The following is a 14,002-nucleotide window of genomic DNA, read 5'->3' on the forward strand; positions in this document are numbered from 1 at the left end:
ATAAAAATAAACCAAATAGCTGTTTAAAATTCACTTTGATAGGCTTTGTTTCTTATGACTTTTGATGCCATGTCCAACAATATATTTCTGTCTTTATCTTCAAATTTTACCTGGACAGGCACCGCAAAAATCGGAATTTCTTGCAAATAAGGAAGAAATTTATTGGCATTAAGTTTTACTGCATCTTTCTCGGTGGTAAGAAGCACTGGATTTTCACCCTTATGATATTCCATTCTCTCTACGATATACTTAATATCCTTTTCAGCATAATAATGATGATCACTGTACTCCAATACTTCGACGAGCTCATAATTAGCGTCCCCCCATTCCCTCAATAATTTATTATTGGCAATACCACTGACCAAAACGGCTTTCCCAAAATCCCCCTTTTCTTTAGTTCGAACATTATAGGGCTCTCCATATTTAAGCCCAGCAAAAAGTACAGTACAATGTTTTTTAACATGCGGGCGGATTTGCTCCAAATACTCTTTTTTCTCGTCCTCGTCAATTGATCCTGGAGTTTTGGTTACCACAACCACATCTGCACGCCCTGCACCTGCTGGACTTTCCCGAAGTGTCCCCATAGGCAAAACATGATCTTTGAAAAATGGCCTCTGGAATGTTGTCAGCAAAACATTCAAGTCTCCCTTGACATACCTATGCTGAAAAGCATCATCCAAAATAACCAGCTCAGTGGCTGGTTTTTCAGCTATTATCTGTGGAATAGCCAAAATCCTTTGCTCGCCAACTGCTACTGTTATTTCATGGCCATACTTAGAAAAAACCTGAAAAGGCTCATCTCCAATTTCATCTGCGGTTACTCCAAGTCCAGCCAAAATAAATCCTTTCGTCCTACGTCCATAACCCCTGCTTAGGGTCGCAACCTCATGAAACTCCTTAAAATTCTCCACAAAAAACTCCACCATAGGAGTTTTCCCAGTTCCGCCAATAGCGAGGTTTCCAACTACAATAGTTGGAATCTCAAACTCTATGCTTTTCTTTACCCCAACATCAAACATCCTGTTCCTCAAACGGGTAATCCCATCATATAAAAGGGAAAATGGATACATAAAATACTGATGGGGCTGCATTACTTTATTTTTTATAATTTTGGATCAAACGGTAAATACAAATATATGGTTAATTTGATTAGAGATGTAGTTTCCTTCCTGGAAAGCATAGCCCCTCCCTCCTATCAGGAATCTTATGACAATGCCCAATTAATTACAGGTAATCCCAGTGAAGAAGTTAAGGGCATTCTCTGCACTTTGGATGTAACCGAGGAAGTTGTAGAAGAAGCTATCTCATTAGGCTGTAACCTGATTGTTGCGCATCATCCCATAGTCTTTAAGGGACTGAAAAGCCTTACCGGTAAAAACTATGTGGAAAGGACTGTGCTGAAGGCTATCAAAAATGATATTGCCATTTTTGCCATTCACACCAACCTTGACCATATCCACACAGGAGTGAACAAAAAAATCTGTGATAAAATAGGCTTGACAAACACCAAAATTTTATCCCCCAAAAAGGGATTATTGATGAAACTAACGGCTTTTGTTCCCTTAGAAAACACCAATGAAGTTTTGGAGGCACTTTATTCAGCAGGAGCCGGATCAATAGGAGAATACAGTAAATGCAGTTTCAGAAGTCAAGGAACGGGAACTTTCTTACCCTCTGACAAAGCCAACCCTAGCATTGGTGAAACAGGCAAGGCGGAAAGTGTTGAAGAAAACAGAATTGAATTAATTTTCCCTTCCCATTTACAAAGGAAAGTCCTAGCTGCGCTAAAATCATCCCACCCCTATGAGGAAGTTGCCTACTACTTGCAACAAATCGAAAATGAATTTCAAGAAGTAGGAGCAGGAATGCTTGGCGAACTTGAAAGCCCAATGGATGAAAAAGAATTTTTACTCCACCTAAAAACTTCGATGGGATTAAATATTATCAAACATACCCACCTGAGAAACAAACCGATACAAAAGGTCGCTGTCTGCGGTGGGGCTGGTATATTTCTACTTGGAGCGGCCAAAGCTGCCAAGACTGACATCTTCATCACATCAGACATAAAATACCACGAATTCTTTGATGCTGAAAATCAAATAGTTATAACCGACATCGGACATTACGAAAGTGAAATTCACACAAAAGAGTTATTATTGGATATATTGTCACAAAATTTTAGTAATATTGCACTCTATTTGACAAAAGTCATTACGAATCCCATAACTTACATATAGTACATGGAAAGTACAGTTGCACAGAAGCTTGAAGCCATTTATAATCTTCAAAAAATAGATTCCCGTTTAGATGCTATTTTTAAAATTCGGGGAGCTCTTCCTGAGGAAGTTCAAGACTTAGAGGACGAAATAGCTGGTTACGAGACAAGGTTAGAAAAATTCAACAATGACATCGTAGCCCTTGAAGATGAAATCAAAGGCCATAAAGAAGCTATAAAGGAGTCTGAAAAGCTGATCAAGAAATACCAGGAACAGCAGATGAACGTCAGAAACAATCGTGAGTATGACGCCATCACCAAAGAATTGGAACTTCAAGATTTGGAGATTCAGGTTTCCAAAAAGAAAATTGGCGAGGCTGAGGCGAGAATTGAAGGAAAAAATTCAGACTTAAAGGATCTTCAAGAGACCTTAAAGGACAGAAAAAAAGATCTTGATACGAAGAAAGAGGAGCTTGATACTATCGTAGCAGAAAGCGAAGCTGAAGAATCAAAACTGAAAGCTGAGCGTGAAAAGGCCACGAAAAAGATCGAAGAGAGAATCATCAAGTCTTACAAAAAAATCCGTGCCAATGCTAAAAATGGCTTGGCGGTTGTGGAAGTAAAAAGAGGCGCTTGTGGTGGTTGCTTTAATATTGTCCCTCCTCAAAGACAGGCTGATATTAGAGAAAAGAAAAAAATCATCGTATGTGAACACTGTGGAAGAATCTTAGCTGACGTTGCTGACGAAATCGAAGATGAAACACTTCCAAAGAAAAAAAGAGCTACAAAAGCAAGAAGCAAAAAATAATATATAAAAAAGGCTGTCAAAATTGACAGCCTTTTTTATTATCCCCTTCAGGATCCCATTTAAACAAATCCTAATTTTTTAGTAGAACTATATTAGCAAACCTTACATATTTTTATCATACAATTGAAGCTCAAGCACTTGGTTACTCGTAATTAATTTTATATATTTCTACATGAAGCATTTATTATTAATTACCCTATTCACCCTCATTACTTCTGCCGTTTTCTGTAAAGCAGCAGAAGAAAAAACTTTCGTTGTTATTTTCAGTAAAAAGGAATTAAAAGAACTTAAATCAAGTCCTGAATTTATTGAATTAAACTTCTTTGAGAAATTTGACACCAAAACCTATAATGGCAATTCTGATGCTGTTTTATTCATTAAGGTTCCTGATTGTAATTTTGACAAATGTCAATTCGGTCAAACAATGGTTCAAATTAACAAATCCACTGAAAAACCCTTACAGGAAGTAGCATTCAGAATCATAGACTTAAGTGAATCCAAGGAAAGTTATAAAGATTTACTTTCTAGCTTCTATGCTTCATTAGATAAAAAGCAGGTGAAAGCTATCAAATCAGTCCTTTAAGCTTAAGGTGCTTCACATTATTATAGCGATCCATCCTGAAACGACCTTCCTCTAAATGTGTCAATTCATAACACCCCAAATTATGGTGTTCAAATACATCCATAAACCTTAGGTCATATGCTAACATCAAGCTTAGCATTACCCTCATGGCGCGTCCATGCATACAAATGAGAATCGTCTCGCCTTCCTGTTTCATTACATAATCAAGCCCTTTTTTTAAGCGCTTATATACTTGATTGGGAGACTCTCCTCCTTCAATGCTATAATCCAGATTTCCATCGGACCACTTCTGAAGCATACTTTGATAATAACTATGCTCCTCTTTGCTCATAGGAACGCCCTCATATTTCCCCCAACTGATCTCATTAAATTCCACAATCGGCTCATATGGTGTTCCATTATCTAAAAATTGGGCAATAGATTGACGGGTTCTCTGGAGGCCTGTAAAATAAATTCTATCAAATTTAATATGTTTATGGGCATCATAAAAAGCCTTGGCTTGCCGCTTTCCCATCTCATTGATTGGTGCATCTATGCCACTGCCCTGCACTACTCCTTTTAAATTGTAATCCGTCTGTCCATGTCGGACGAGGTAGATTTTTTTAGTACTCAAGATTCCGTATTTTTGTTAACAATTTTCAAAGAAAACGTTTTTATTCCAAAACACATGATATTTAATCAAAACCTCGATATCGATTTTTTGAATAACTTGAGCAAGGACAGTATGGCCGGTCATCTAGATATTCAGTTCACAAAGATCGGGGAAGATTTTATCGAGGCAAGTATGCCAGTTGACCATAAAACAAAACAACCATTTGGATTGTTACATGGAGGTGCTAGCGTGGTTCTCGCCGAAACCCTTGGGAGCGTTGCGGCTATGTGCTGCATTGATACCAACACCCAATATTGTGTGGGACTGGAGATAAATGCAAATCACTTGAAATCCGTCAAGGACGGAAGGGTAAGAGGGGTTGTCCAACCTTTACATATTGGTCGAAAGACACATGTTTGGGAAATTAAGATCTACTCTGAAACCAATGCTTTAGTTTGTATTAGCAGGATCACCATAGCTGTCCTGGATAAAAAATAATGATGGATATATCAACCGCCCAACCAACTACCATTTCCCAAGAGGAATTCATAGCGTTCAAGCTTTATGATGCACTAAAAGGTGGTCATCAAATTGCCATCTGGAAATCCCCAAAGAGTTCATCTATCCAACTCATAGTGGACAAAACAGAAAAAGTCAAGAAAGTAGACTTAGACCTGGACCAATTACCAGCAGGTTTTATAGCACATACTTTTTCTCAAGAAGATGACAAAAAAGCCTACTTTTTACGGGCCTCAGACTATATTAAACTTGAATTAGATTTACCCGTATCTACTGAAGTCATTGATGAAGCATTTCTTTCCAAAAAAATGGATTCTGAAGAAATAAAAGGTTTTATCAAAGATTTCTGGCAACAAAACCATCCCAAAAAGCCAAAAAACGATATTGTATCTTCTTCGAAAGAGGATTTTATTCAGTATGTAGAATTGGGCATATCTGCCATTAATGCAGGAGAAATAGCAAAAGTTGTTCCTTCAAGGATCAAACAGGTCAGGCCAAACGCTGACTTTGATTTGGTCAGGACTTTTCTTCGACTATGTAAAACCTATCCTAACACCTTTGTTAACTTCTTTCATATTCCAAACATAGGGACATGGCTTGGAGCAACACCAGAAATCTTGATCAAAACGGAGGACAAGTTTTTCTACACCATGGCTTTAGCTGGAACCCAAAGGGCCCAAGGCGACAACCCAATCAAGAATGCCGCTTGGACACAAAAGGAAATTGAAGAACAAGCATTGGTCAGCAGATATATCGTCAATAATTTCAAAAAAATCAGACTAAGAGAATATGAAGAAAATGGCCCGAAAACAGTTTTGGCAGGAAATTTACTTCATCTAAGATCTGACTTCAGGGTTGATATGGAGGCCACCAACTTCCCCCAGCTTGGAGCAGTAATGCTAAAATTACTTCATCCTACTTCTGCTGTTTGCGGAACACCCAAGGAAAAAGCAATGGACTTTATCCTAAAACACGAGAAGTTTGACCGATCATTCTTTTCGGGCTTTATTGGCCCGGTAAATATAGAAAACCAAACTTCCATTTATGTAAACTTACGAACCGCACAAATTTTAAACGGCGAAGTCATTCTATATGCCGGTGCTGGAGTAACAGAGGACTCCAATCCAGAAAAGGAATGGGAAGAAACTTCCCTAAAATGTGAAATCATTGGTAAATTCATTCAATAAGCTCCTAAATTGATCATACAACCACTCATCGATCTAGCGAATATTTGTGCCAAAAAAGGCATTAAAAACATTATTCTTTCACCTGGTTCTCGTTGTGCTCCAATTACCTTGGCCTTTGCCAGACATCCAGAACTACACTGCAGGACAATTTCAGACGAGCGATCAGCTGCTTTTATTGCATTGGGGATGGCTCAACAGCTAAAAAAACCTGTAATTTTGGTTTGTACCAGCGGAACTGCGGCCTTAAATTATGCTCCAGCGGTCGCTGAAGCATTTTTCCAACAAATTCCTTTAATTGTAATCACAGCTGATAGACCTGCTGAGTGGATTGACCAATGGGATGGACAAACTATCAGACAGGAAAAAATATATGGAAGGCATATTAAAAAAGACTATAGCTTTCCTGACGAATTTTCCCATAAAGATAAAATATGGCATGCGCATAGAATCAGTAATGAAGCAATTAATCTTGCCCAAAGCTTTCCTGCTGGTCCAGTTCATATTAACATACCTTTAAGGGAGCCTTTTTACCCTACTGAGAATGAAAAATTTGATTATAACCATAATATTAAGGTGGTTGAACAAGTGGACTCTGAAAAGAGCTTACCGGAAGAAGCTCAGGTCAAACTTAAAAATCAACTTGACTACTATAACAAAATCATCATCATTCCTGGACAACAAACTCCCAATAAGGAGCTTCAAGAACTTTTAAATAATATTTCCAAATCAAAACAGGCCATCATCGTTACTGATACGATCAGTAACCATCAATCTAAGCTTACAATCAATTTCCATGATCAGCTAATCCCCATTGCTGACAAAGAAGCCTTGAAGCCTGATCTGATCATTAGCTTTGGTAAATCAATCATTTCAAAGTCCTTAAAATTATTTTTGAGGGAATCAGGTGCAGACCATTGGCATATACAGCCAAGCGGAGAAATCCCTGACACCTATCAGTCATTATCAAAACAAATTTATTGTGATTCCCGTCAGTTCCTAAAATTTCTGAACACAGGCCTTGGAGAGGTGGACCAAGCATTCTACCAAGCCTGGTTTAGCGCTGACAAAGGCATAGAATGCAAAATGACAAAGGCACTTGAAAACATTGATTTTGGGGAATTCAAAGCCATCCATAAGGTACTAAAGCATATTCCCCCAAACTCCAAATTACATCTTGCCAATAGCATGTCAGTTCGCTATGTGAACTTCCTGGGACCTAGAGAGCAAGAAATAATTTGTAATCGTGGAACTAGTGGAATTGATGGATCCAACAGTACAGCAGTTGGTTGCACCTTCACAACTAAGGACTTTGTTACTTTGATCACTGGAGACTTGGCTTTCTTTTATGATCGAAATGCCTTTTGGCATAATTACTCCATCAACAACTTAAGAGTAATCCTGCTAAATAATCAATCAGGCGGTATTTTCAGGTTGATTGATGGACCTAACAAACAAGCTGAGCTTGAAGAATTCTTTGAAACCAAACAGGCTCTTCAGGCTGAAAACCTAGCTAAGGATTTCAATTTTAAATACTATACTGCAAAAGATGAAATAGAATTGGAGAATATACTGCAAGAGTTTTATCATCCATCTATAAGACCTAAAATCCTTGAAATCAAATCTGACAGTATTAAGAATGCACAAATCCTAAAAGATTTCAAATTGATGCTAAAAGAAGAAGGGTAAAAAATAGGCCAGCAACAATCCACTGAGGATAGTGCTGGCTTATTCAATATTTATATTATGGTATCCATTTTATATCCTTGAAATTAGGCTTCCTCTTTTCAAGAAAGGCATTTCTACCTTCTTTGGCTTCTTCAGTCATATAAGTCAACCTTGTAGCTTCACCAGCAAACACCTGCTGCCCAACCATTCCATCATCGGTAAGGTTAAAGGCAAATTTCAACATTTTAATAGATGTAGGTGACTTTTCAAGGATTTCCTGTGCCCATTGGAAAGCCGTGTCCTCAAGCTCATCATGAGGAATTACTGCATTAACCATTCCCATCTCGTAGGCATCCTGAGCTGAATAGTTTCTTCCTAAAAAGAAAATTTCTCTCGCTCGCTTTTGACCAACCATTTTAGCCAAATATGCTGATCCATATCCGCCATCAAAACTGGTAACATCGGCATCAGTCTGTTTAAAAATAGCATGTTCTTTACTGGCCAATGTCAGGTCACAGACCACATGCAAGCTATGTCCACCACCAACTGCCCATCCAGGCACTACAGCAATCACCACTTTTGGCATAAATCGGATCAGCCGTTGTACTTCCAAAATATTCAATCTGTGCATTCCGTCATCACCTACATAGCCCTGCTCGCCTCTTGCCTTTTGATCACCTCCACTACAAAAAGAGTACACCCCATCTTTAGGAGATGGACCTTCAGCAGAAAGCAAGACCACTCCAATGGAAGTATCTTCTCTAGCGTCTAAAAATGCTTCAAAAAGCTCGCTGGTTGTTTTTGGTCGAAAAGCATTCCTTACTTCTGGACGGTTAAATGCAATCCGGGCTACTCCGCCACATTTTTTATAGGTTATATCTTCAAATTCTTTAACTACTTTCCACTCCATTTTGCTTATTGATTAGGTTAAAAGGTAATTTCACCGCAAGATAATAGGCTCAAGATTATTAATTGTTCTCAAAGATTAATTAATAGATGATATCCAAGAGAATTTTACCGAGCCCTCCATTTTAAAGCCTTTCAAAAAAATGTAATTTGCCCTCTAATTACTTAATTAAATGAGTCACATTTTTATCCAAAACATTCAGGTTTCCTTTGAGCAGATAAAACTTGGGAAATGGCCAGAACTTTCAGATTATTATCATCAATCCCTTATTTTCTGTAGGGAATGGCTAAATGACAAAGAAAATTTCGAGCTGCAAACTTCCGGTTCAACAGGAAAACCAAAAAAAATAGCGGTAAGCAGGCATCAAATGGAATGCAGCGCAAAAGCTACTGGGGACTTTTTCAATATAAAAAAGGGACAACATTTACTCTGCTGCCTGAATACGGCTATGATTGCTGGTAAAATGATGCTGGTACGGGCAATGGAATGGAACTGTAACCTACATTTAATTGAACCAAGTGGCAATCCACTTGAAAAGCTATTTGACCAAGTTGCTTTTAATTTTGTGGCCATGGTGCCTTCACAAGTTGAAAACTCCCTCAAAACACCCAAGGCCCTTGAAAGACTGCAAAGCATACAACATTTGATTATTGGTGGTGCCCCCATATCTGAAGAGCTAAAGAATAGAATTGCCAAGTTGGGAATTAGTGCCTATCAAACCTACGGAATGACAGAAACCGTTTCCCATATCGCACTAGCACCTTTAATTCTTAATACCAAATTGATATACCAGACACTCCCTGGTGTTGAAATTGATCAGGATACAGAAGGCAAACTCATCATTAATGCCCCAATGGCCCTGAATAAACTACATACCAATGACCTTGTGCAAATACTTAATGACCGTCAATTCATCTGGAAGGGCCGGGCTGATTTCACTATTAATTCTGGAGGGGTCAAACTCCAACCCGAGGAAATAGAAAGGAAGCTTTCTTATGTCATCAATAATTCATTTCCAGATGCACGATATTTTGTCACTGGTGAACCCCACCCCAAATGGGGGGAGCAAGTGGTTCTTTTGATAGAATCAGAACGACCAAAGACAGAGTTATTCCAAGAATTATCCCAAAAAGTAAAAAGCCATCTGACTAAATACGAAAACCCTAAAAAAATTTATTTTACATATAATTTTATAGAAACTACCTCTGGCAAAATCAATCGAATCAAATCTTTGGAGCAGGCTCTAAAAAAACATTAATTTCATTTTTCACCTTATTTTATACTATTCATTCTGCAAAAAACCCTAAATCACAAACCAACCCAATAAGAGAAAAACCGTAAATTCAAGGAGGATAAATTCTTTACAAATTTCCTTATATGGATGATTTATTAGCTGCTAGATCTCAAATGGCGCTTTCATTGGGCTTTCACATTATTTTTGCCTGTATCGGAATGATCATGCCGTTTTTGATGGCCATTTCTCATTACAAATACCTAAAAACCGGAAAAGAAAAGTACAAAACCCTGTCCAAGGCCTGGAGTAAAGGTGTAGCTATTTTCTTTGTAACCGGAGCGGTTTCTGGAACAATGCTTTCCTTCGAGTTGGGGTTATTATGGCCTGAGTTTATGAAGCACGCTGGCCCAATATTCGGAATGCCTTTTTCACTGGAGGGAACAGCCTTTTTTATAGAAGCCATTGCTTTGGGTTTTTTCCTCTATGGTTGGAATAAATTCAATCCTTGGTTCCATTGGTTTACAGGAGTAGTAGTTGGTATTAGCGGATTGGCATCTGGTATTTTGGTCGTATCCGCTAATGCGTGGATGAATTCCCCAGCTGGCTTTGATTTTGTGAATGGTGAATATATTAATATTGACCCAATCGCTGCTATGTTCAATGATGCCTGGTTTACACAGGCCTTGCACATGGTCTTAGCTGCATTTGTGGCCACCTGTTTTGCAGTGGGAGGCATACATGCTTTTATGCTGATAAAAGGCAAAAATAAAGAAATCCACAAAAGTGCTCTCAAAATTGCCTTGACCATTGGAGCGATAGCAGCCATATTACAACCTCTGAGCGGAGACCTTTCTGCCAAAGACGTTGCACAAAGACAACCCGCCAAACTTGCTGCGATGGAAGCTCATTTTCACACAGAAGAAAAAGCACCATTGATCATTGGCGGCATTCCTGATGAAGATAGCCAAACAGTAAAATATGCCATTAGAATCCCTGGAGCACTTAGTTTTTTGGCTCATGGGGATTTTAATGCTGAAGTTACCGGGCTGGATCAAATCCCAAAGGACCAACATCCTCCTGTACTGATCACCCATTTTGCTTTCCAAATCATGGTAGCCTGCGGGACCTTGTTAATGATAGTTGGCATAAGTTGGTTATTTGGAGAATGGAGAAAGAAAAACTATATCTACTCTAACAAATACTTATGGCTATTGGCTTTGATGACACCTCTAGGCTTCATTGCTGTTGAAGCAGGATGGTTTGTCACGGAACTGGGCAGACAACCTTGGATACTCTATGGAATCATGAGGACCAGTGAAGCAGTTACTCCCATGCCTGGTATAGTTTATTCCTTTATCTTATATGCTGCAATTTATTTATCATTAACGGCTATAGTCACATTATTATTGATCAGGCAAATCAATAGTCTAGATAAAGACCAAGACCTCTCACTTCCTCTAAATCAGTAAAAACATGCTTTACGTTGTTATTGCTTTTTTGTACATATCCATTCTTTTCTACCTTCTTTTTGGAGGGGCTGATTTTGGTGCAGGAATCATTGAACTTTTCACAAAGGATTCCAAAAAAGAACAGACCAGATTATTGACTTACCAAGCTATTGGCCCTATCTGGGAGGCCAATCATATGTGGCTAATTATTGCTATTGTTATCCTATTTGTGGGATTTCCCGAAATATATGCCACCGTTTCCGTATACCTTCACATCCCACTTTCCTTATTATTGATTGGAATCATCGCCCGTGGAACAGCCTTTATCTTCAGGCATTATGATGCAGTAAAGGATCATTTCCAAAAAATATACAATGTGATATTTGTTTATTCCTCCTTTATGACTCCATTATTTTTAGGGATTTTAGCAGGAACTGTAATATCAGGAAGAATAGATCCCAATGCTACTGATTTTGTTTCTGCTTATATTTATCCTTGGCTAGCTATATTCCCCATTTCTGTAGGAATATTTACAGTGGTCATCTGTGGTTTGCTCGCTGCCATCTACCTTATTGGAGAAGCCAATACTGTGGAAGACAGGGAAATATTTAGAAAAAAAGCACTTAGAATGAATTTGCTCACTGTTATAACTGGAGGTTTGGTTTTTCTTGCTGGGGAAATGGAAGGGCTCTCTTTGATCCATCAATTATTACAGCATCCATTAGGATTAATAGCCTTAATAGCTGCCACACTTTCACTGCCTTTCACTTGGGTTCAATTAAAAAAACATAAAGTAAACAGTTTAAGAATCATCACAGGATTTCAAGTTACCCTGATTTTATTTACCCTTTTCAGTAGTCAGTATCCAGATTTCATTCGTATGAAAGGCGCAACATTGACACTTGAAAATGCTGCTGCAGGACCTGCCACTTTAAGCAGCTTGGCTATTGCATTACTTGTTGGGAGTATTTTCATTTTGCCAGCCTTGTTCTACTTAATTTACAGTTTTCAAAAAACTCCATATAAAATTGAGGAACACTCTTAATTTTACGAAAGTCCCCATTCCCTTTACTTTTTACACTTATTTACATTAAAACAACAAAATTCACCATAATATAGGTGTATATACCTGAAAATGTATTCAGGTAATTATACGCTATTTATATAGTTAATTATTAATGACTTTTGATCTACAAGATTGAGTACATGGACCAATTGGTACTTATAGTTTTCCGGAAAATATTTTTGCCCAAGACGTTAGGGCGTTAAGCTAAATTTTTATCAATAAAAACAATTCAAGTCATGCCAGATCAAAATTCAAAAATGCTACAGGCGATCTATGATACGCTTTTTAGTGCATATACCAATCCTCCAAAAGGAGTAGACTCTCCCGCAACCAGCCAAGCTGACCAAACCTACCTTAGCCTTAACTGGCCAGGCCAACAAATTGACATTGGACAGTTTGCAAATCCCTTTAGCCCAAATAATCCGGAAGGAAGTATGGAAGCGGTGGAGAATTTTTCTGCTTTGGTAGATAATTTACTATCCATAAACCCTATTTCAAGTCCAAATGGCAATAGGTTGACCATGGTATATGAAACCACTGTCAATGCACAAGTAATCCCACCTCCAGAGGATCCAAAAGCCAAAGAGGCATACAATAAAGCATTTAATTTTCTGCACACTGATGGTGTTACCTATAATGATGAAGGTAAGGCTGTAAAAGTAAAGGTCGACTCACCAGTTTACAGTAATTACAAAAGAAAATTGAAAGCCTATAATGATGCAGTGGTTACTTTGATGTCAAATTATTTTCAATATGACATGTCAAATCCAGCAGACCAAAGAAAATTTGCATTAATCGGCCCCACATATCAATCTGCAGTTAAGTCAGCTTATGAGGACCTGGTTAATGCCCAACAAACAAAAGTCGAGGATATGCTCGCTATATTGGCTCAGTCCTCTAACAACCAAGTTGGAGTAGCCTTCAAGCAGGCAAGAGAAACTTTTGAAGGTTACAAAAGGGCTGGAATTACCGATCCCAATAAATCATGGTATCCAACCTACGCCATGCCCGCCAACTGGTTTGCTCCTGGAGCAGCAGAGGAATGGACTGAAGTGACAATCAATTCCAATGAAATCCATACCTCTGAGCATTCTGATTTTACTAAAATAAGCGCTGGAGGAAAAGCAAGTTGGGGATTATGGAATGTGGGTGGAAGTTTTGATAAAGAGGACAGTCACCGTTCAATGTCAAGCAACACAAGTAATCTTAAGGTTTCATTCAAATTTTGTAGGATCATGATTGACCGGCCATGGTATAATAATCTCCTGTATTCGATGAAAGGCTGGAACCTAGGTGAAGCTTATGAGCCGGGAGGGTTATCCAATGGAACAAGGAATCAGGATTTAAACACTCCTTTTCCACTGCTACCTACCTCATTCATTGCGGTGAGAGATTTGAAAATATCTGCAGATTTTTCCCAAGAGGACTCTTCCCTGATAGAAAGCAAGTTAAGTACCTCTGCCAGCTTTGGTTGGGGTCCGTTTTCCATCAGTGGATCCTATTCCACTGGAAATACAGACAAAAAGTTTAATTCTCGATTTGATGGAAGTACAATTTCAAATGACGGGCTTCAGATCATTGGTTGGGTAAATAACATTGTTCCTTTTGCCCCGCCAAAAGGAAATTCGTCCAAAGAAGAGAAAAAATCCAGTGCCGAAGCCATTGAAAAATAGCGCTGGGATTTCAGGGAAATCAGTGCTGATCGATTCAACAATCATTTTTAATAATTTGACTAAAATACGGTTCACGTGAGCCGTATTTTACTTTTTCTCACCTTA

General features: G+C 38.4%; 13 protein-coding genes. 10 read left to right on the forward strand and 3 right to left on the reverse strand.

What is annotated here, in order from left to right; translation table 11 throughout:
* Positions 1-23: 23 nt before the first annotated feature.
* A complete protein-coding gene (gene lpxK, locus KMW37_RS02105) occupies positions 24-1,091 on the reverse strand; it encodes a tetraacyldisaccharide 4'-kinase (RefSeq protein ID WP_215222938.1) in 1,068 nt (355 codons plus the stop codon).
* Positions 1,092-1,136: 45 nt separating this feature from the next.
* Between lpxK and KMW37_RS02110 the strand changes: the two genes are divergently transcribed.
* From KMW37_RS02110 to KMW37_RS02120, 3 genes are all read left to right on the forward strand, one after another.
* On the forward strand, positions 1,137-2,237 hold the full coding sequence (locus KMW37_RS02110) for a Nif3-like dinuclear metal center hexameric protein (protein WP_215222939.1): 1,101 nt from the start codon (positions 1,137-1,139) through the stop codon (positions 2,235-2,237).
* 3 nt (positions 2,238-2,240) lie between these two features.
* Positions 2,241-3,023, forward strand: a complete 783-nt coding sequence (locus KMW37_RS02115; protein ID WP_215222940.1) for a zinc ribbon domain-containing protein — start codon at positions 2,241-2,243, stop codon at positions 3,021-3,023.
* Between the two features lie 172 nt (positions 3,024-3,195).
* Complete coding sequence (locus KMW37_RS02120; protein ID WP_215222941.1) at positions 3,196-3,606, forward strand: hypothetical protein; 411 nt, start codon at positions 3,196-3,198, stop codon at positions 3,604-3,606.
* On the opposite strand, the gene KMW37_RS02125 is transcribed toward KMW37_RS02120, so the two are convergent.
* Positions 3,590-4,219 (reverse strand): histidine phosphatase family protein, encoded by a 630-nt coding sequence (locus tag KMW37_RS02125; protein WP_215222942.1) that lies wholly within the window; start codon positions 4,217-4,219, stop codon positions 3,590-3,592. The genes KMW37_RS02120 and KMW37_RS02125 overlap by 17 nt on opposite strands.
* Before the next feature lie 54 nt (positions 4,220-4,273).
* Here KMW37_RS02125 and KMW37_RS02130 point away from each other — a divergent pair, with 54 nt between their 5' ends.
* The 3 genes from KMW37_RS02130 to menD are packed head-to-tail and all read left to right on the forward strand — an operon-like array spanning position 4,274 to position 7,590.
* Complete coding sequence (locus tag KMW37_RS02130; protein ID WP_215222943.1) at positions 4,274-4,696, forward strand: hotdog fold thioesterase; 423 nt, start codon at positions 4,274-4,276, stop codon at positions 4,694-4,696.
* A complete protein-coding gene (locus tag KMW37_RS02135; protein ID WP_317195545.1) occupies positions 4,696-5,904 on the forward strand; it encodes a chorismate-binding protein in 1,209 nt (402 codons plus the stop codon). The genes KMW37_RS02130 and KMW37_RS02135 overlap by 1 nt, the downstream gene beginning before the upstream one ends.
* A 9-nt stretch (positions 5,905-5,913) precedes the next feature.
* The gene (gene menD, locus KMW37_RS02140; protein ID WP_215222944.1) at positions 5,914-7,590 is read left to right on the forward strand and encodes a 2-succinyl-5-enolpyruvyl-6-hydroxy-3-cyclohexene-1-carboxylic-acid synthase; all 1,677 of its coding nucleotides are present in this window, start codon (positions 5,914-5,916) and stop codon (positions 7,588-7,590) included.
* A 55-nt stretch (positions 7,591-7,645) separates the two neighbouring features.
* Here the strand turns inward: menD and KMW37_RS02145 are convergent, their stop codons facing one another.
* Positions 7,646-8,479: a 1,4-dihydroxy-2-naphthoyl-CoA synthase gene (locus KMW37_RS02145; protein WP_215222945.1), complete on the reverse strand. Its 834-nt coding sequence runs from the start codon at positions 8,477-8,479 to the stop codon at positions 7,646-7,648.
* A gap of 169 nt (positions 8,480-8,648) precedes the next feature.
* Between KMW37_RS02145 and KMW37_RS02150 the strand changes: the two genes are divergently transcribed.
* The 4 genes from KMW37_RS02150 to KMW37_RS02165 all read left to right on the forward strand — a co-directional run bounded on the left by KMW37_RS02150 (position 8,649) and on the right by KMW37_RS02165 (position 13,897).
* Positions 8,649-9,734, forward strand: a complete 1,086-nt coding sequence (locus KMW37_RS02150; RefSeq protein WP_215222946.1) for an AMP-binding protein — start codon at positions 8,649-8,651, stop codon at positions 9,732-9,734.
* 119 nt (positions 9,735-9,853) lie between these two features.
* Positions 9,854-11,179 carry a cytochrome ubiquinol oxidase subunit I gene (locus KMW37_RS02155; protein ID WP_215222947.1) on the forward strand — a complete coding sequence of 442 codons (1,326 nt, stop codon included), beginning with the start codon at positions 9,854-9,856 and terminating at the stop codon, positions 11,177-11,179.
* Between the two features lie 4 nt (positions 11,180-11,183).
* The gene (locus KMW37_RS02160) at positions 11,184-12,203 is read left to right on the forward strand and encodes a cytochrome d ubiquinol oxidase subunit II (RefSeq protein ID WP_215222948.1); all 1,020 of its coding nucleotides are present in this window, start codon (positions 11,184-11,186) and stop codon (positions 12,201-12,203) included.
* Positions 12,204-12,460: 257 nt separating this feature from the next.
* Positions 12,461-13,897 carry a hypothetical protein gene (locus KMW37_RS02165; RefSeq protein ID WP_215222949.1) on the forward strand — a complete coding sequence of 479 codons (1,437 nt, stop codon included), beginning with the start codon at positions 12,461-12,463 and terminating at the stop codon, positions 13,895-13,897.
* The last annotated feature ends 105 nt before the right edge of the window (positions 13,898-14,002 follow it).

It is taken from the genome of Echinicola shivajiensis (assembly GCF_018642165.1).
Classification (GTDB): Bacteria; Bacteroidota; Bacteroidia; order Cytophagales; family Cyclobacteriaceae; genus Echinicola; species Echinicola shivajiensis.